Raw genomic sequence first — 17,660 nt, 5'->3', positions numbered from 1 at the left:
CCGCGGTTACAGGACCGCGCCTCGTGGCGCGATCTCCACGGCGGCGACTCCGCGCGCGTACAGGACGAGAAGTCGGTCGCCATGTCTGCACCGAAGCATGCCGCCATCGCTCGCGAGGGCGGCGACAGCGTGCTCGACAACTTCGTCATCATCGGCCGCAGAGGACTCCTCATAGGTGACATCGAGGTGGTCACCGCTCGTCAGCCGGACCCGCAACACAACGCTCGCCATCTTCGTAGCCTAGGCGCGCGACTGCGTCGTTGACAGTGCGCCCCGCGGGCCGCAAGGCTGCAGTCGACGGCGTCGGCCGCGGGAGGAGGGCCTATGCGGCACGGGATCTACTTGCCGAACCAAGGTGCTTTCGCTGACGTGGGTGTGCTCGTGGAGCTGGCGCAGTCGGCTGAAGCGGCCGGGTGGGACGGATTCTTCATCTGGGACGAACTGCTGCCACTGCATCCGCACACGGACGCGGTCCGAGCGGCGCTCGGTGAGTCCGACGACGTGGCCGACGCGCTGGTGGCGCTGACGGCTGTGGGCGGGGCGACTGAGCGGATCCGCTTCGGGACTCTGGTCACGGCGGTGGCCCGATTGCGGCCGGAGGCGTTCGCGCGACAGGCGGTGACGCTGGATCGGCTGTCCGGGGGCCGCCTGGTGCTCGGAGTCGGTCTCGGTCACCCGGATGACCAGTTCACCGCGTTCGGGACGGACGTGGATCTGCGGACCAGGGCGGCGATGGTCGATGAGTTCCTCGAACTGGTGAACCGCCTGTGGAGCGGCGAACGGGTCGACTTCGAAGGCGAGCACTACACCTGCCGCGGCGTCTCCCTCCAACCCACGCCGCTCCAGCACCCCAGAATCCCGATCTGGATCGGCGCCGGCGGCTCCTTCCGCCCACCCCGCCGTCGAGCCGCCCGATGGGACGGATTCGCCCCAGCCAGCGAGCAGTGGCCGACGGCAGTGATCGCGCCCGAAACCTATGCGGAGATCGCCGAGGATCTCCGCGTTGCCCGGACCTCCGATGCGCCGTATGACCTCGTCCTCATCGGCAACGCAGACGCGACCGAACCCACCCCCGCCACCATCCCGCAGTACGAACGCTCCGGCGTCACCTGGCTTCTCACCCAGGCCCTCACCGTCCCCGATGCCCGCGCCCGCATCCGCACCGGCCCACCCGCTGGCGGGAGCCCTTCGGGCGGAGGCAGACTGCTGGCATGAGTGAGCCTGTTCGGGTGATCAAGGCCGGCAACCTGGTGGCCGCCGATCCGACGTCCGGGATGTTGCGGATGCGTGCCTTCGAGTTGCCCATTCTGTGGTCGGGGCAGGTGACCACCGAGCCCGGCGCGATCTCGGGGTGGCATCACCACGACAAGAACGAGAGCAGTCTCTACATCGTGTCCGGCGTACTGCGGCTGGAGTTCGAGGGGAGCGACGAGTACCTCGACGCCGTGGCCGGGGACTTCGTGCATGTGCCGGCCTTCACGGTGCACCGGGAGAGCAATCCTTCCGGTGCACCGTCGCTGGCCATCATCGCCCGGGCCGGGGGCGGCATCCCGACCGTGAACGTCGACCCGCCTCAGTCGAAGCGTTCGTAGGCGGGCAGGGTCAGGAAGTCGACGTACTCGTCCGCGAGAGCCACCTCGAGGAAGAGTGCGCGGGCGGACTGGTAGCGCAGGTACTGGTCGAGTTTGGTGATCTCCTCGTCGGCGATTCGCTCGACCAGTTCGGTCGTGACGGTCTCGCCGGTGTCCAGGACCACGCCGTTCTGGCGCCACTGCCAGATCTGCGAGCGGGAGATCTCGGCGGTCGCGGCGTCTTCCATCAGGTTGAAGATGCCGACCGCGCCGGTGCCCTCCAGCCAGGCCGCCAGGTACTGGATGGCGACGCTGACGTTGTTGCGCAGCCCGGCCTCGGTGACCTCGCCGGGTGTGGAGGCGACGTCGAGCAGTTGCTCGGGGGTCACCGCAACGTCCTCGCGGAGCTTGTCGACCTGGTTGGGCCGATCACCGAGGACCGAGTCGAACACGGTCCGGCAGGTCTCGACCATGCCGGGGTGCGCGACCCACGAGCCGTCGAAGCCGTCACCGGCCTCGCGCGTCTTGTCCGCCTCGACCTTGGCGAACGCCTGCTCGTTCACCGCCGGGTCCTTGCTCGGGATGAACGCCGCCATCCCACCGATCGCGTGCGCGCCGCGCTTGTGACACGTCCGGACCAGCAGCTCGGTGTAGGCACGCATGAACGGCACCGTCATCGTGACGCTGTTGCGGTCCGGCAACTGGAAGTCGGTGCCCCGGGTCCGGTGTGTCTTGATCACGCTGAACATGTAGTCCCAGCGCCCCGCGTTCAGCCCGGCCGAGTGCTCGCGCAGCTCGTAGAGGATCTCCTCCATCTCGAACGCGGCCGGGTAGGTCTCGATCAGCACCGTCGCCCGGATCGTCCCGCGCGGGATGCCGGCGAACTCCTGCGCCGTCACGAACACGTCGTTCCAGAGCCGCGCCTCCAGGTGCGACTCCATCTTCGGCAGGTAGAAGTACGGTCCCTGGCCGCGGTCGAGCTGCAGCTGTGCGCAGGCGCTGAAGTACAGCGCGAAGTCCACCAGCGATCCGCTCACCGGTGCGCCGTCGACCGTGAGGTGCTTCTCCGGCAGGTGCCACCCGCGCGGCCGGACGACGATGGTCGCCAGCTCGTCGTCCGGCTTCAGCGCGTAGCTCTTGGCGTCGGTGCTGAAGTCGATCCGCCGGGTGATCGCGTCGAGCAGGTTGAGCTGGCCGCCGACCACGTTGTCCCAGGTGGGCGTGTTCGCGTCCTCCTGGTCGGCCAGCCACACCTTGGCGCCGGAGTTGAGCGCGTTGATCGTCATCTTCCGGTCGGTCGGCCCGGTGATCTCCACCCGCCGGTCGACCAGCCCCGGCGCCGCGGGAGCGACCCGCCAGTCCGGGTCGTCCCGCACGTCCTTGGTCTCCGGCAGGAACCCCAGCGACGCGCCGGCCGCGATCTCGGCGACCCGCTCCCGGCGACGCTCGAGCAGCTCGCGCCGCCGTCCGTCGTACTCGCGGTGCAGCCGCTCGATCAGCCCGAGCGCCCGCTCGGTCAGGATCTCGTCGTACCGCTCGCGCCGTGCCCCGGTGACCTCGACTGCCACGAACTCACTCCCTCTCACTCCACAACCACGACCTCGTGATCGGCGATTCGCGCCACCTCGACCGTAATCCAGCCGTCCCGCTCGTTCACCTCCGCCTCCCCGCCGGCGACCAGGAACCGCGCCCGCCGGCCGCTCGCCTTGAGCCGGACGGTGAACGGGCCGGAGGGCGTGAACTCCTCCACCCGCCCGCGCCAGGCACCGCCCTGGTCGAGGTTGACGAGGTGCAGCACCACCGCGTCGCCCTGTCGATAGACCTGACAGTCGAGTACGCCGGCCCCGTCCGCCTGCAACGGGATGTCGCCGTCGGCCGCCCGGCGGACGAGGTTCGCCAGCAGCCGTCCGTGGTCAGGGTGGTGATACTGCGCGTACAGCCGGTCCAGGTCGGCTGCCAGGTACGCCGTCCGCTCGCCGAGCACCACCACGGGTACGTCGGTCCGCGGCTCGGCCATCCACGACAGCTCCGGCGGATAGATCGGGAACGGCGGCACATAGGTCACCGCGGCACCCGAGGCCTCGACCACCTCCAACTGCCCGCCGAACGGCAGCAGGTCGGTGTCCCCGAAACCGTCTGCGATCCCCCGATCCTCGATCCGCAGATAGCTGTGCGCGCCGTACGTCTCCCAGTCGACCTGCCCCGCCTCCAGCCGCTTGCCCTGGTGACGCACTCCGAGCAGCCCGGCGAGCGCCGACTCGTCCCGCCGATCACCCCACTCGTCGTACAGACCCGACTCCCCGGTGACCACGAGCCGCCCGCCGGCTTCGACGTACGCCGTCAACGCCTCGGACTGTGCATCGGTGAGGACGCCCACGTTCGGGACGATGATCACCGCCAGCCGCTGGTCGATCTCGTGGATCGGCAGGTAGGGGATCCGGGCCCGGATCAGCGCGTCCACCCACCCGCGATAGGGCAGCAGACTCGTCGTCTGCGGATCGTCCTTGCCGTGGAAGTCCACACTGCGCTGACTCCAGAGCAGCCCGACCGTGGCGACCGGCTCGCGGTTGATCAGGTAGTCCTCGTGCTGCGCATGCCACTCGAACAGCGGCTGGGCCGTCGCGTACTGCCGCCGGTCCTCGTGCACGGACCCGATGTGATGCCACCACGGCTGGATGCCGCCGGCGAACCCCTCGAGCGCCCACATCCGCGCCTCCGGCTCGGGCTTGCTCCCGAGCCGGAAGGTCGGCACGCCGGCGTCGTACATCGCGGTGCTCTCCGGGATCAGCGTGTCCCAGCCGAGCAGGCCGTGCAGCCGCTTGCCGGTGTCCGCGTTCGCCTGGAAGCCGGACTCGTCGTGCCGCCACTGGGAGTCGAGCATGAAGATCGAGGCGCGTTTGCAGATCTCCACGTCGTCCCGAAGCCGCTTGCTCTGGGCAACGACATCGCCGCCGTTCATGCCGATCCACAGGCAGTCCGGACCGCCCGCGCGCCGGGTCACCTCGTTGTTCAGGTCCCACACGGCGAGCCGCTGGTCGTAACTCCAGCGGATCCATTGCCGGTACACCGGATCCGCCCAGTCGACGCGTGGCGGGAGCTCCTGGCCGAAGCTGTCCCGGCAGTTCGGGCAGTAGCAGATCTGGTCCCGGCCGAGACCGCTCCAGCTGTTGTCGGTGAGCCCGTCCGGCGCGCTGCGCTCGATGATCTCCTCGAGGATCCCGGTCAGGAAGTCCCGGTAGTACGGCCCGGTGACACAGGCGACGTACATCTTCCCGGCCCGGTACGGGTTGCCGTCGGCATCGATCGCGAACCAGTCCGGATGCGCGTCGTACAGGGGCTGGTGGGCCCGGTTGGAGTCCATCCGGGCCAGCACGGTCAGCCCGTCCTCCTTGGCCAGCGCGGCGATCTCGCCGTACAGGTCCCGATCGCCGAGGAACTCGGCCCGGTGCTGGAGCTCGAACTTGCTGGGATAGTAGGCAACGATCCCGCCGGCGTTGACGATCACCCCTTGCACCTTGGTACGACGCCAGTGGTCGCGCCACCAATCGGCGTCGTACCGGGCCGGGTCCTTCTCGGTCAGATTGGTCTGTGCCCAGCGCAGAGTTCTCTGGTACCAAGGTTTCACTTCAGGCTCCGGATCGCGTCGCCCGCGCCGGAGACGTTCTCCAGCAGCATCTCGGAGTACTTGCGACTCAGTACGACGCCCTCCGCGCCGCCCTCGAACGCGGCCAGCGTGGCGTCCCGGACGGACTCACGCGTGCACGCGGTGAGCTCACCCTCGTTGTCGTCCCAGTTGATCTTCGTCCCGACGTCGCGGGGCTTCTCGAGTCCGCGCTGCTTGGCCACACCGACCGGGATGTCGATGTCGATGCCCGGGTAGATCTTGCTCTGCCCGCCGACCCCGGCGACGGCCCGCGCGGTCTCGCGGCGGACGTAGTCGGAGCTGAAGCCGTTCTGCGGCAGCTTCTCGTACGCGCCTTCGTCGAGCTGCAGCAGCTTCATCATCAACGGGTAGACGTCATCGGGCTCCGCGTCGCCGAACAGCGCGCCGCAGATGCTCTTGACCCAGGTGAAGAACCGCGGCCCGGCGCAGTTGTTGTAGATGACCACCTTGATGAAGTCGGAGAACTTCGCCATCTCGGTGTAGTCCTGGTCAGCACGGTAGAACGGGCTGAACGAGATGTTGTGGTAGACGTGCCAGCCGACCTGCACCTCGGGCGAGATCGCTTTGGCGACACCGTAGATGTCGCGGTACAGCTGCCGCTGGCTCTCGGTCCACAGTGTCTGCCAGGCCAGCACCTCGGGGTAGTTCAGCAGGATCCGCCAGAACGTGACGAACGCACCGTCGACCGGACGCTCGCCGGCGCCGACGCGCTGGTTCCACTCGACCAGCTCACGGTAGCCGCGCATCGCGCGGTCGACGTCGATCCCACGCTCGCGGGCGATCTGCCGGCAGTGCGGGCAGAAGCAGCCGATCTCCGACACGTCGACCGTGCCCTGCATCAGCATGTTCAACGGACCGGGCCGCTCCGAGCACCACGCCAGTCCGTCGAGTTCGTAGCTCTGCACGTAGTCCTCGACGAACCCGAGGTGCCAGTTGCGGTAGTCCGGGTTGTTGAAGCACGGCCGGCGGCCCGGCCGCCCCCACGCGTCCACCTCGAGCACCTTGGCGAAGTTCGGGTAGGTCCGCAGCTCGCGGGCGCCGCCGCTCTCCTCCATCCAGGCGAACGACTGGATGCCGCGCTCGCGGGCCTTCGGCACGACCTCGGCCAGCAGGTCCAGCTCCGGGTGTTCCGGCGCCCGGCCGACCGCGCCGAGTGCGGTGTTGCCGTAGTACTGCGGGTGCGGCGTCGCATAGTTGCCGCCGACCCAGCCGAGGTCGTACTCGGATCCGCCGTGGTCGGGGATCGGGTGCCCGGGGATCTGCCGGCCGCCGGTCCCCCGGGTCCAGGTCGGCGTGGCCAGGAACAGCGCGTTCACCGCGCCGCGGTCAGCCAGGATGTCGAGTGTCTGGTCGACGCCTTCGTCGACGAACGAAACCGCTCCGATCTGCATGGCAACGAGCCGGTCCGGCACGGTGCTCACCCCTTCATTCCTGTCATCGTGATGCCTTGGATGAAATAGCGCTGTGCAAAGAGGAAGACGGCGATCACCGGTACGACGGAGATCGTCGCACCGCACATCAGCAGACTGATCTGGGTGAAGTACTCGCCCTGGAACTGGGCCAGCGCCACCGGTAGCGTCTGCAGGTTCTCGGATGTGATGTAGATCAGCGGACCGAACAGGTCGTTCCACGACTCGAGGAACGTGAAGACCCCGATCGCGGCCAGCGCCGGTTTGGTCTGCGGCAGCATGATCCGCCAGTAGATGCCGAACGTGGAGGCGCCGTCGATCTTGCCGGCGTCCTCCAGTTCGTTCGGAATCGTGAGGAACGACTGCCTCATGAGAAAGGTCGCGAACACCGGTGTGAGCACCTTCGGCACCCACAGCGGGTACTGCGTGTCCACCCAGCCGATGTGCTGGAAGACGATGTACTGCGGGATCAGGTACGCGATCCCCGGGATGATCGAGGTGGCCAGCAGCACCATGAACGCGAGGTCCCGGCCGGCGAACCGCAGCCGCGCGAACGCGTACCCGGCCATCGACGCGACGATCAGGATGCCGATCACGTTCAGCCCGGCGAGTTTCACGCTGTTCCAGAGGAACATCGGGATCAGGTCGAACACCTGCCGGTAGTTGTCCCACTGCGTGTCCGTGGGCAGGAACTTCGGCGGCACCGACAGCACCTTCGCCTCGGGCCGCAGTGAGGCGCTGATCATCCACACCAGCGGCGCCAGGAACGCCACCGCGAACAGCGCCATCACGACGTACTGCGAAGTCTTTCCGACGATTCTCATGAGTAGAACACCCACCTCTTCTGCAGCTTCCACTGCAGGAAGGTGACGGCCGCGATCACCGCGAACAGGATCCACGCCATCGCCGAGGCGTAGCCGATCTTCCCGTAGCTGAACGCGTTCTGATAGATGTTGTAGATGTAGACGCTGGTGGCGTGGCCGGGCCCGCCCTTGGTCATCACGTAGATCAGGCCGAAGACCTGGAACGACGAGATGAACTGCGTGATCAGCAGGAACAGGAAGTGCGGCGTCAGCAGTGGCAGCGTGATGAACCGCAGCCGCTGCCATGCTCCGGCGCCGTCGATCTTCGCGGACTCGAAGAACTCGCTCGGCAGGCCCTGCAGTCCCGCCAGCAGGATGATCATCGGGTACCCGATCCCCTGCCAGACGCTGACCATGATCACGGCCGGCATCGCCCAGCTCGAGCTCGACAGCCACTGCGGGCCGTGGATCCCGAGCTGGTTCAGCAATCCGTTGATCACGCCGTTGTCCGGCTGGAAGAACCAGAACCAGACGAACCCGATCGCCACCACGTTCGTCACGTAGGGCGCGAAGTACGCCGTCCGGAAGAACGCGACGCCACGGATCGGACGGGCGCACAGCAACGCCAGGACCAGGCCGATGCCGATCGTCAGCGGGATGGTCGCCAGGGTGAAGTAGACCGTGTTCTTGAACGTCTGCAGGAACAACGGATCGTCGGTGAACATCTCGGAGAAGTTCTTCAGGCCGACGAACTTCGGCGCCGAGATGCCGTTCCAGTCGGTCAGCGACGCGACGATCGAGACCAGGATCGGGAAGAACTGGAACGCCACCACCCCGACCACGATCGGGCTGATGAACAGCCAGCCGGTGAGATTCTGCTTACGGCGGGCCCGGCGTACATCGGTTGTGTTGACCGCGCTCGAGGTCTCGCGCGCCATCGTGATGGTTGCCATCGACATCAACCCTTCAAGGCGTTCTCCACCTGTGATTTGACCCCTTGGAGAACGTCACCGACCGGCTTCTCGCAGTTGTAGGCCGTGTCCAGCGCGGGCCGGTACAGCTCGCGGGCGCCGATGGTGTTCTTGGTCTGGTTGGTCGCGGTCAGGTGCTTGGCCGCCTCGGCGAACAGCCCGATGTGCGCCGGCGCCTTTCCGTTCGGCGCCAGCCCGGCCGCGGCCTTGAGGTTGATCGGTGTGAAGGCGCCGCCCTGCAGCAGGATCTTGCCGCCGTCTTCACTGGCCAGGTACTTGAGCAGGTCCCAGGCCTGGTCGGGGTTCTTCGCCTTCTTCGGGACGCAGAACACGATCACGCTGGACTCGGTCTTCTGCTCCACGTCACCAGGCGGTGGAGCGACGTCCCAGGTGAAGTCCTTGACCGCGGTCCGCAGGTACGGCACGGTGCCGAAGGTCGCGAACATCATCGCGATCTTGCCCTGGGCGAACATCTGGTTCTGCACGTTGTCCTGCTGCAGCGCGGACCACGGTGGCTGCACCTTGTCCTTGCAGGTCAGGTCGGTCGCCCACTGCAGCGCCTCGGCCTCCTTCGTGCCGGGCAGCGTGAACTGGGTGCCGTCGGCGGAGAAGATCCCGGTCTCACTGCCGTGGTTGACCGTGAACGTCTGCTCGTAGCCGGTGTCCAGGTAGACCAGAGCGCCGTACTGCTTGTTGGCCGGGTCGGTGAGCTTCTTCGCCTTCTCGGTGAAATCGGCCCAGGTCCACCCGGTCGACGACCAGGTCGTCGGGGGCAGCGGTACGCCGGCCTTCTTGAACAGATCGACGTTGTAGAAGATCAGCCGGGGTTGGTAGCCGAGCACCCAGGCGGTGTGCGAACCGTCCGGCTGCTTGGGGAACTCGTACGTCTCCTTGGCGAACTGCGACGTGTCGAGCTTGTCCTTCTCGATGTACGGCTTCAGGTCGAGCAGCGCTCCCTGCTGGGAGAAGCCGCGGACGAAGTCGTCGTTGATCCGCATCACGTCCGGCGGGCTGCCACCCGCGATCAGCGTGCGCATCTTGGTGTCGTACTCCTGGGTGACCGCGGGCTGCACGGTGACCGACGTACCGGACTCCTTCTCGAACGCCTGGATCGCCTGCTCGAGCGGGTTGCCCTTGACCTGCTCCCAGTTCAAGAAGGTCAGGCCTTTCTTGCCACCACCACTTGCGTTGCCGTTGCCACCGCAGCCGGCCAGCGCACCACCGGCCGCAATTCCCGTCAGTCCGGCGAGAAACCTGCGGCGGCTCAGGTTGGAGGGGAATGTCTGCACCGGAATCTCCCATCCGCTAGAGATGAATACGTATACAATGAATACGTATACAATGCTCTCTGGCTGAGGTCAACGGCGGGGAGCGACACTCTTCAGTAGGGTTCGGCTCCGAGCTCAGTAGGTTTCGGATCCGAAGAACGAGGGGAGGGCGGATCATGGTGCGACCACCGACGAGCCGGGATCTGGCGCGGCTGGCAGGGGTGTCCCAGGCGACGGTTTCACGGGTGCTGACCAACAACCCGAAGGTCAACCCGGAGACCCGGGCCCGGGTGTTGCAGGTGCTGAAGGACGCCAACTACATCCCGAACGCGCTGGCCCGGGCGATGAAGACCGGCCGGACCGACACCATCGGCGTGTTCATGACCCGGGTGACGAGCCCGTTCCACGCCGAACTGCTGGACGAGATCGGCCGGGTGCTCAGCTCGGTCGGCCAGCACATGATCCTGTGGAACATCGAGCACGACCCCGAGGACACGATCGCCGGCGTGCTGCAGCAGCGCCTGGTCGACGGGTTCCTGCTCACGTCGGCGACGTACGACTCGAAGCTGCACACGATGGCACTCTCCTCCGGGACGCCGACCGTGCTGTTGCACCGCGGCATCGACGGTCTCGACTGCGACCAGGTCGTCGGCGACAACTGGCAGGGCGCCTACGACGCCGGCCGGTATCTGGTCGAAGCCGGGCACACCGACATCGGCCTGGTCACGCTGACCCACACCGGGAACACGTCCCGCGACCGCGACCTCGGCTTCCGGGCCGCACTCGCCGACGCCGGCGTCGAGATCAAGGCCGGCAACGTCGTCCCGGTCGGCGTACCCCACGCGGACGGGCACGCCGCGGCGCAGAAGCTGCTGTCCCGGAAGAACCCGCCGACCGCGATCTACACCGTCACCGACCTACTCGCCTTCGGCATTCTCGACGGCGCACGCGCACTCGGCGTCCGGGTCCCCGACGACGTCTGGGTGATCGGCTTCGACAACACCGAACTCGCCGCCTGGGAATCCTTCGACCTCACCTCGGTCGAGCAACCGGTCCACGCCATCGTCGAGACCGGCGTGAACCTTCTCCGCCAACGCATCGAAGACCCCGACCGGCCCACCGAGACCGTCACCCTCCCCTGCCCGCTGATCATCCGCGGCTCGACCGCGAATACCCCGTGGTCTAGCTGAGCTTGGGAAGGACCTCGCGCAGCACTTCGGCGTGATCCTCGGGCTTGGACAGACCCATGTTCATGGTGTTGACGCCGAAGTGGGTCGCACCGAGGTCGCGCCAGCCGTCGGCGAAAGCTCGCCAGTCCTGCTCGGGTACGGCGCCGAGCGTGAGCCGGGCCTCGATACCGATCGCGGCCGGATCACGTCCGGCCTGGGCAGCGGCTTCCCGGATCGTCTCCAGCTGCGCACGAGCCTTGTCGTCGGGCGGACTCGTCGGCATCCAGCCGTCGCCGATCCGTCCGGTACGACGCAGTACGGCGTCCGCACCGCCACCGAACCAGATCGGGATCTCCCTGCCGGGCAACGGATTCAACCCAGCTTCCTCGACCCGGTCGAACGTGCCGTCGTACGAAATGACCGGCTCGGCCCACAACTTCCGCAACAACTCGACCTGCTGGGTCAGCCGTGCACCCCGCTTCTCGAACGGCACCCCGAGCGCGTCGTACTCGACGTGGTTCCACCCGATGCCGACGCCGAGCCGCAGCCGACCGCCACTCAGCACGTCGATCTCGGCCGCCTGCTTCGCCACGAGTGCCGTCTGCCGCTGCGGCAGCACCAGCACACCAGTCACCAGCTCGAGCTCGGTCGTGATCGCCGCCATGTACCCGAACAGCACGAAAACCTCATGAAACAAGGACTTGTCGGTGTATCCGGTCCATCCCGGCCGATTCGTGGGATCCGCACCGAGAACGTGGTCATAGGCGACCACATGGTTGTACCCGGCCGCCTCGACGGAGGTGGTCCACTCCCGCACGACCCGCGGATCCGCTCCGATCTCGAGCTGCGGGAACACGGCACCGATCTTCACTTCGCACCCTCCGGCAACAAGTTGATCAATCCCCGCACAGCCAACTCGAACGGCTCGACCGACCCTGCCGCCCGAGCCAGCACGTACCCACCCTGCAACACAGCGGCGATCGTCGCAGCCGTCTCCTCGGCATCCAGCGACTCCGGATACTCCCCCGCACGCTTGCCCTCAGCAACGACCTCGGCCAGCCGGGTGCGCAGCCAAGTGAACGTCTCGTCGATCGGCGCCCGCAACTCCGGGTCCGCCATCACCTCCGGATCCGCCGTCAACCGCCCGATCCGGCACCCCCGCAGTACCTCCCGCTCCCGCTCGAGATAGCCGCTGATCTTCTCCGTCGCCGACCCCGGGCCGCTGAACTGCTCCTCAGCAGCCTCCCGCAACTCGGCGCTGGACCGCTCGATCGCCGCCTTCGCCAACTCCGCCTTCCCCGCGAAGTGGTGATACATGCTCCCCTGCCCCGCGTCCGCGGCCCGCTGGATCGCCTTCGGCGAGGTCCCGACATACCCCCGCTCCCACAACAATTCCTGAGTACTGCGAATCAACCGCTCGACCGTCTCCACCCGACCAACTGTACCCACAGGTACACGGCCGCTCGTCCCGAACAGGTGTGGGCCATTGCGCCTAGAGTGTCCGGATACGCCGCCCAGTCCGTGCCGCTCAGGCGAATGGAGCCTCGATGGTCGTGAGCAGGGAGGAAGCCCCGCGGGAGTGGGTGCCGGTCGAGGACCGGTTCCTCGGACTCGACCGGCGTACGTTCAAGGCGGGATTCACCGCGCTGGCGGTGGCGTTGCTGCTGATCTACGGTCTGCAGGCGTTGAACGCGGCCATCCCGTGGCACAACGAGATCCGGGCCGGACAGGTCCTGGATCTCGGCGGCGGCGCAACGGCGGTGCCGCCGGTCGGCTGGCAGTTGGAGAGTGGGACGTTGACCGGTGGAGCCGGCGCGACCGCGACCAACCTGCAGATCCTGCTGGCCTCCGGCGGCGCGACGATCGAGCTGCGTGGCACGTCGTACGACGGGAGCGCGACCGGATTCCTCGATCAGGTCGAGCTGTCCGAGAGCGACACGCCGGGCGTCACCGGAGCGCGCGGGACGCTCACCACCGATGCCGGGCTGGTCGGGGTCGTGCAGAGCCACACCGGACCCAGCGGCGACGGCATCGACGTGGCGTTCAAGATGGCCACCGGCACGACGCAAGCGGTGGACTCCGCACCGGCTTTGCTCGTCCGGGTCCGGACCGCGTCGGGTCAGTTCGAGCGCTACCAGGACGACGTCGGCGCGCTGCTGCGGAGCATCACCCCGGGGGTGGCGCAATGAGCGTCGTACCCGAGGAGAAGACAGCGCAGCTTCGCGCGATCGAGGAGTCGGGCTGGGGTGCGCCGTTCCGGTTCCTGCGCCCGGACAACGTCGCCTTCTGGGTCTACCTGCTGGGCGTGGGCGGCGGCGCGCTGACGATGCTGCGGTACTTCGGTCCCGGCGCCACGTTCTATACGCCGGCGCTCGCGGGAGGCGTCGTACTGTTCGGTCTCTATCTCGTGCCCTGGCTGCTGCTCCTGCGGCATCACAACCGCTACACCTCGCAGCCGGCCGGGCTCCTGGCGGCCGCCTTCGTCTGGGGCGGCGTCGCCGCCACGTTCTGGATCGCGCTGCCCGCCAACGCCGCGTTGCTCGCGATCTGGGCCAAGATCGGCGGCACGTCGTTCGCGTCCGACTGGGGTGCCGGTCTGACCGCGCCGATCAACGAGGAGTGGGGCAAGGCGATCGGCCTGGTCCTCCTCATCGGTCTGGCGCCCCGCCTGGTGCGCAGTGCGTACGACGGCTTCATCATCGGAGCCTTCATCGGCCTGGGGTTCCAGGTGTTCGAGGACGTCTTGTACGTCTACAACGGCGCCACCCAGCTGTACGGCGTGGACCAACTGGGCTCGTCGTTGCGGGTGTTCGTGGTCCGCGGCGCCGCCGGGATCGTGTCGCACGCCCTGTTCAGCGCGATCTTCTGCGCCGGACTGATGTGGGTCCTCGGCCGTACCCCCGGTGAACGCAAGGTGCTCAGGGGCGTGCTGACCATGCTGATGGCGATGGTGTTCCACTTCGCCTGGGACGACATGAACGCCCTCGGCGGCGGCACCGCCGCCGCGGCCGTGCTGCCGTTCGCGATCGCTGCCGTCGAACTCGTGGCGCTCTTCTACGTCCTGCGGCACGCCGCCGGCCAGGAACGCCGCTGGATGCGGGATCTCCTCGGCCCCGAGGTCGAGGCCGGCGTCGTCGACCCCGCCCTCCTCGACGCGGTCAGCGGCCTTCGCAAGGACCGGAAGAAGTACCGCAAGCACCTCCACAGCCGAGCCAAGGCCCGCCACCGCCTCGAAGCCGCCCAGGACCTGGCCCGAGAAATCGCCCGAGCCAACGGCACCGAAACCCCACCCGTCGCCCACGCCCGGCAAGAACTCCAACGCCTCCAGACCTCACCCGACCGCCCGCTCAGCTGACGGTGACGATCTTGTTCACCGTGTAGGCCTGAGCATGGTCGGCGTCGGCCGGGAACCAGACTCGGTAGGCGATCTGCCCCCGGACCGCCGGCTTGATACCGAAGGCGTACTTGCCCGAGGTGCTGAGCTTGACCGAGGCGATCGACTTCCAGACCCTGCTGCCGTACTGCTGCAGATAGACAGTCTGCCCCGCGTGTCCGGGAGCGACGTACCCGCTGAACGCAGTGGTCGTGCCCAGCTTGATCGCGGCCGGTGCGAGGGTCGCCGAGATCGTCGGAGCCACCTGCACCGTGATGTCGGCGGTGCGGGTGCCCATCAGATCCGCGCTGCCGGGGAACGTGAGCATGTACACCGACGAGACGGCCGGCTTGTCGACCACCGAGAGGGTCCCGGTCGACGATGTCTTGAGCGCAGCCAGCAGCTTGAACGTGGAGACGTTCTTCGGTCGCACATAGACGTTGACCGGCAGACCGGCGTACGCCAGATTGTCGATCCGCAACGTGCTGCCCTTGATCGTGATCGAGCCGCCGTAGTTGACCAGCGTCGACGTCGTGCTGATCCCGGACTTCATCCCGAGCAACGACTTGACCGCGGGCATGCTGTAGTGGCCGGCGCGATCCTTGGCCCAGGCGGCATACGTGTACGTCGTCCCCTGCGCCAGCCCGGTGTCCTTCACCGCGGTCCCGGTGCGCGCGTAGACGAGCGTCCCGGTCGTCAGCGTCGGCGCCTTGCCTCCGGTGATGCGCCGTACGATCACCTGCTCGAGGTCCGGCGTCGGCGGAATCGTCCACGCCAGGGCGGCCGCCAGGTACGCGCCGCTGCCGGTGAAGGTGGTCAGCTTCTTCGGTGGCTCGTCGGACGTGAGGAAGACGCTGCTCCACGGCATCAGGTTCACGTCGGCGCCGGCATGCCGAACGCCGTTCACGTCGATCCGGTACGGCGTACCGTCGAGCATTGGCGCGGTCGGAGTGATGACCACCGACCGGGTGCTCGCGTCGTACGCGCCGAGCGTGGTCGGCACCACCGCGCCGGTCTTTCCGTTCAGCAGCCGCACGGTGTTGGGGCCGATCGAGAACGCGTCCATGTCCTGGGCGAACGTGACCATCGGCGTCGTGGACACGCTGACCTCGAGGCGGTTGTCGTCAGGACCGACGTTGCGGATCTGATAGGCCGGCGGAACGACACCCGGGTTGACGGTGCCGCCCTCGCCGTAGCTCAGGGTGTACGGCCGGGTATCCCGGGAGCCGTTGTCGTTGCGCACGGCAATGAAGACCTCGCCGGCCGGCGCCGTCACCGTGGTCTTGGCCACCTGCGCGCCCCAGATCGGCCGCCCGGTGCCCGCGTCGATGTCCGGGTACGCCTTGACGGCCGAGCCGAGCCCGTTCAGGTTCGCGTCGTACACCTCGACCCGCGGGCCGAAGTTCACCGAATACTTGTCCTCGTTGAACTCGGGGCCGGTGAGGATCAACTGGAGTGTGCGCGACGCGGTCGGCGGTACCCGGTACCAGTCGACCTCGCCCTCGGTGTTGATCGTTGCGCTGATCGTGCCCGGCGACAGCGGGACCGCGCGGGCGGGCTGGTCGTTGCCGTCCGGTGCGAGAACCGGGAAGTCGGTCGTCGTCTTGCCGCCGAGAGCGGCGTACGCGTCGACGATGCCGTGTCCGTAGTACCGGTCGATGCCGCGCGGACCCGCGTCCCGCGCCAGGCCCTCGAGCCGCTGCGCGACCTGCGCCGGAGTGAACGACGGCCACTTGTTCTTCACCAAGGCCGCGATCGCGGTGACGATCGGCGCCGAGCAGGAGGTGCCGGTGCAGTACCAGTACGGCTCGTAGCCTGCCGGAGTCAGCGCCCGGGAGCCGGTGCTGAGGATGTCCCAGCCCGGAGCCGCGACGTCGACCCAGTCGCCGTACGAGCTGAAGTCGGTCAGCACGCCGCCGGCGTTCGTCGCCGCGACGGCGATCGCTTCGGGGTACGACGCCGGGTACTGCATCGCGGCGGTGCCGTCGTTGCCGGCCGCAACCACCACGACGACTCCGTGGTTCACCGCGTTGATCACCGCGTTGTGCAGGACCGGGTTGTCACCGGGGCCGCCGAGAGACATGTTGATCACGTTGGCACCATGGGCGACGGCCCAGTCGATGCCTTCGGCGATGTCTGCGTCGTACCCGTCGCCGTTCGCGTCCAGGACCTTGACCGGCATCGCCTTGACGTTCCAGCCGACACCGGCGATGCCGATGCCGTTGTTCGCGCCTGCGGCGATGATGCCGAGCGTCATGGTGCCGTGGCCGTTGTCGTCGACCGGGTTCGGCCGGGTGCTCGAGACCGCGTTGTAGCCCGGTACCAGGTGGCCGGCCAAGTCGGGGTGACCGGCGTCGACGCCGGTGTCGAGGACGGCGACGATCTGGCTGCCGGTCGACTTGGACAGGTCCCAGGCCTGCGGCATCCGCACGGTGTTGAGGTAGGTCTGCTGGTCGGTGCCGTAATACTCGTCGTTCGGTACGGCGGCGATGTGGCGCTTGTAGTTCAGCGAGGCGAGCTCGACCGCCGGGTCGGCCTTGACCTTCTTCAGCAGCTCAGGCGCCGACAGGTCACCCTTGATCTTCACGACGTTCGAGGTGACGGAATCCTCGGTGGTCGCACCGACCTTGGAGACCGCGGCCTTCCGGGCCGAGGACGTGGCCTTCTTCTTGAACTTCACCATCACCGCGTTCGGCTCGAACTCGGCCTTCGCAGACTTGTGGTGAGCGCCGAACGGCGGACGATACGGCCCAGGCTCGGCAGCGGACCCGGACGAGCCGGTCACAACAACCAAACCCCCAGCGACCAAAGCTGCAGGCACAGCCAGCCGCACCAACCAAGCAGAACGCGACAACAACGGGACCCCCAGGAGCCTCGCGGGCGGAAGGACCGAGAGCCGGCCCGCCCCTAAATCGCCCAAACCACCCTCAGCGTTACGCCCCATCCAAACCCGGCTCTTTGTCGTTTCCGTGGGTGAGCGGTCCTTGCGCTGTTGAGGCCGGTTTGCCCGGAGCGTTGCTGGTGTGGACCTGAGGCACTGACCAACCCCACCGCCACGTCATCACCAGCCCAGGTCTGAGCGTGACCAGCCAGAGCGGTGCCTGCATGGTGAGTGGCACAGATCCGCCCCGCAGATCCGAACCCAACCCGCGCTGTCCTCGCGCGGCGGACCGGAGCCGTGGACGACGGCCAGGATCGACTTTGTGCACCAGATCCGTACGCCGAGGCCTACGCCGAACGGATCTCGTGCACAAAGTGACCGATGCCGACGGCGCGTGGCAGCAGAGCCCAAACCCTGTCTCGGCCGAGGGAGGTGCTGCACCTCTGCGCCCCGAGGCCGCACGCTGTTGCGCGGGCCCGCAAAATCGCCCGCGCCAACGGCACCGAAACCGCAGCGGTCACCCACGCCCGCAAGAACTAACCCGCCTCCAC

Annotated in this window: 15 protein-coding genes; 5 read left to right on the top strand and 10 right to left on the bottom strand. The window is 67.6% G+C overall.

The genetic code is table 11. The annotated features are described in order from the left end of the window. Positions 1–6 precede the first annotated feature (6 nt). Entirely contained in the window at positions 7–231 is a 225-nt protein-coding gene (locus tag OG876_RS15540; RefSeq protein ID WP_328525562.1) for a hypothetical protein, read from the bottom strand. A gap of 138 nt (positions 232–369) precedes the next feature. On the opposite strand from OG876_RS15540, the gene OG876_RS15535 reads away from it, so the two are divergent. Both OG876_RS15535 and OG876_RS15530 read left to right on the top strand, forming a co-directional pair. Next, entirely contained in the window at positions 370–1,215 is an 846-nt protein-coding gene (locus tag OG876_RS15535) for an LLM class flavin-dependent oxidoreductase (protein WP_328525561.1), read from the top strand. Then, the gene (locus OG876_RS15530; RefSeq protein WP_328525560.1) at positions 1,212–1,592 is read left to right on the top strand and encodes a cupin domain-containing protein; all 381 of its coding nucleotides are present in this window, start codon (positions 1,212–1,214) and stop codon (positions 1,590–1,592) included. Before OG876_RS15535 ends, OG876_RS15530 begins: the two co-directional genes overlap by 4 nt. Here OG876_RS15530 and aceB read toward each other — a convergent pair. Genes aceB through OG876_RS15500 form a run of 6 tightly spaced genes read right to left on the bottom strand, consistent with a single transcriptional unit; the run spans position 1,574 to position 9,707 of the window. Beyond that, a complete protein-coding gene (aceB, locus tag OG876_RS15525) occupies positions 1,574–3,139 on the bottom strand; it encodes a malate synthase A (protein WP_328525559.1) in 1,566 nt (521 codons plus the stop codon). The two genes, OG876_RS15530 and aceB, sit on opposite strands and share 19 nt — an antisense overlap. A 14-nt stretch (positions 3,140–3,153) precedes the next feature. Continuing rightward, on the bottom strand, positions 3,154–5,196 hold the full coding sequence (locus OG876_RS15520; RefSeq protein ID WP_328525558.1) for an alpha-amylase family protein: 2,043 nt from the start codon (positions 5,194–5,196) through the stop codon (positions 3,154–3,156). Further along, a complete protein-coding gene (locus OG876_RS15515) occupies positions 5,193–6,656 on the bottom strand; it encodes a hypothetical protein (protein ID WP_328525557.1) in 1,464 nt (487 codons plus the stop codon). The genes OG876_RS15520 and OG876_RS15515 overlap by 4 nt, the downstream gene beginning before the upstream one ends. Further along, on the bottom strand, positions 6,653–7,468 hold the full coding sequence (locus OG876_RS15510; RefSeq protein WP_328525556.1) for a carbohydrate ABC transporter permease: 816 nt from the start codon (positions 7,466–7,468) through the stop codon (positions 6,653–6,655). Before OG876_RS15510 ends, OG876_RS15515 begins: the two co-directional genes overlap by 4 nt. Further along, positions 7,465–8,400 (bottom strand): carbohydrate ABC transporter permease, encoded by a 936-nt coding sequence (locus tag OG876_RS15505; protein ID WP_328525555.1) that lies wholly within the window; start codon positions 8,398–8,400, stop codon positions 7,465–7,467. Before OG876_RS15505 ends, OG876_RS15510 begins: the two co-directional genes overlap by 4 nt. A gap of 5 nt (positions 8,401–8,405) precedes the next feature. Next, on the bottom strand, positions 8,406–9,707 hold the full coding sequence (locus tag OG876_RS15500) for an ABC transporter substrate-binding protein (RefSeq protein WP_328525554.1): 1,302 nt from the start codon (positions 9,705–9,707) through the stop codon (positions 8,406–8,408). A gap of 155 nt (positions 9,708–9,862) precedes the next feature. Here OG876_RS15500 and OG876_RS15495 point away from each other — a divergent pair, with 155 nt between their 5' ends. Next, positions 9,863–10,876 carry a LacI family DNA-binding transcriptional regulator gene (locus tag OG876_RS15495; RefSeq protein ID WP_328525553.1) on the top strand — a complete coding sequence of 338 codons (1,014 nt, stop codon included), beginning with the start codon at positions 9,863–9,865 and terminating at the stop codon, positions 10,874–10,876. On the opposite strand, the gene OG876_RS15490 is transcribed toward OG876_RS15495, so the two are convergent. Continuing rightward, positions 10,869–11,726 (bottom strand): LLM class F420-dependent oxidoreductase, encoded by an 858-nt coding sequence (locus OG876_RS15490; RefSeq protein WP_328525552.1) that lies wholly within the window; start codon positions 11,724–11,726, stop codon positions 10,869–10,871. The genes OG876_RS15495 and OG876_RS15490 overlap by 8 nt on opposite strands. Next, positions 11,723–12,286 (bottom strand): TetR/AcrR family transcriptional regulator, encoded by a 564-nt coding sequence (locus OG876_RS15485; RefSeq protein ID WP_328525551.1) that lies wholly within the window; start codon positions 12,284–12,286, stop codon positions 11,723–11,725. Before OG876_RS15485 ends, OG876_RS15490 begins: the two co-directional genes overlap by 4 nt. A gap of 116 nt (positions 12,287–12,402) precedes the next feature. On the opposite strand from OG876_RS15485, the gene OG876_RS15480 reads away from it, so the two are divergent. Further along, the gene (locus tag OG876_RS15480; RefSeq protein ID WP_328525550.1) at positions 12,403–13,044 is read left to right on the top strand and encodes a hypothetical protein; all 642 of its coding nucleotides are present in this window, start codon (positions 12,403–12,405) and stop codon (positions 13,042–13,044) included. Further along, the gene (locus tag OG876_RS15475; RefSeq protein ID WP_328525549.1) at positions 13,041–14,210 is read left to right on the top strand and encodes a PrsW family intramembrane metalloprotease; all 1,170 of its coding nucleotides are present in this window, start codon (positions 13,041–13,043) and stop codon (positions 14,208–14,210) included. The genes OG876_RS15480 and OG876_RS15475 overlap by 4 nt, the downstream gene beginning before the upstream one ends. Here the strand turns inward: OG876_RS15475 and OG876_RS15470 are convergent. Continuing rightward, on the bottom strand, positions 14,203–17,013 hold the full coding sequence (locus tag OG876_RS15470) for a S8 family serine peptidase (protein WP_328525548.1): 2,811 nt from the start codon (positions 17,011–17,013) through the stop codon (positions 14,203–14,205). The genes OG876_RS15475 and OG876_RS15470 overlap by 8 nt on opposite strands. Positions 17,014–17,660: the final 647 nt, after the last annotated feature.

The sequence above is a fragment of the Kribbella sp. NBC_00359 genome, assembly GCF_036097425.1.
In the GTDB taxonomy this organism is placed as follows: Bacteria; Actinomycetota; Actinomycetes; order Propionibacteriales; family Kribbellaceae; genus Kribbella.
This window is presented reverse-complemented; position numbering and strand designations above follow the sequence as displayed.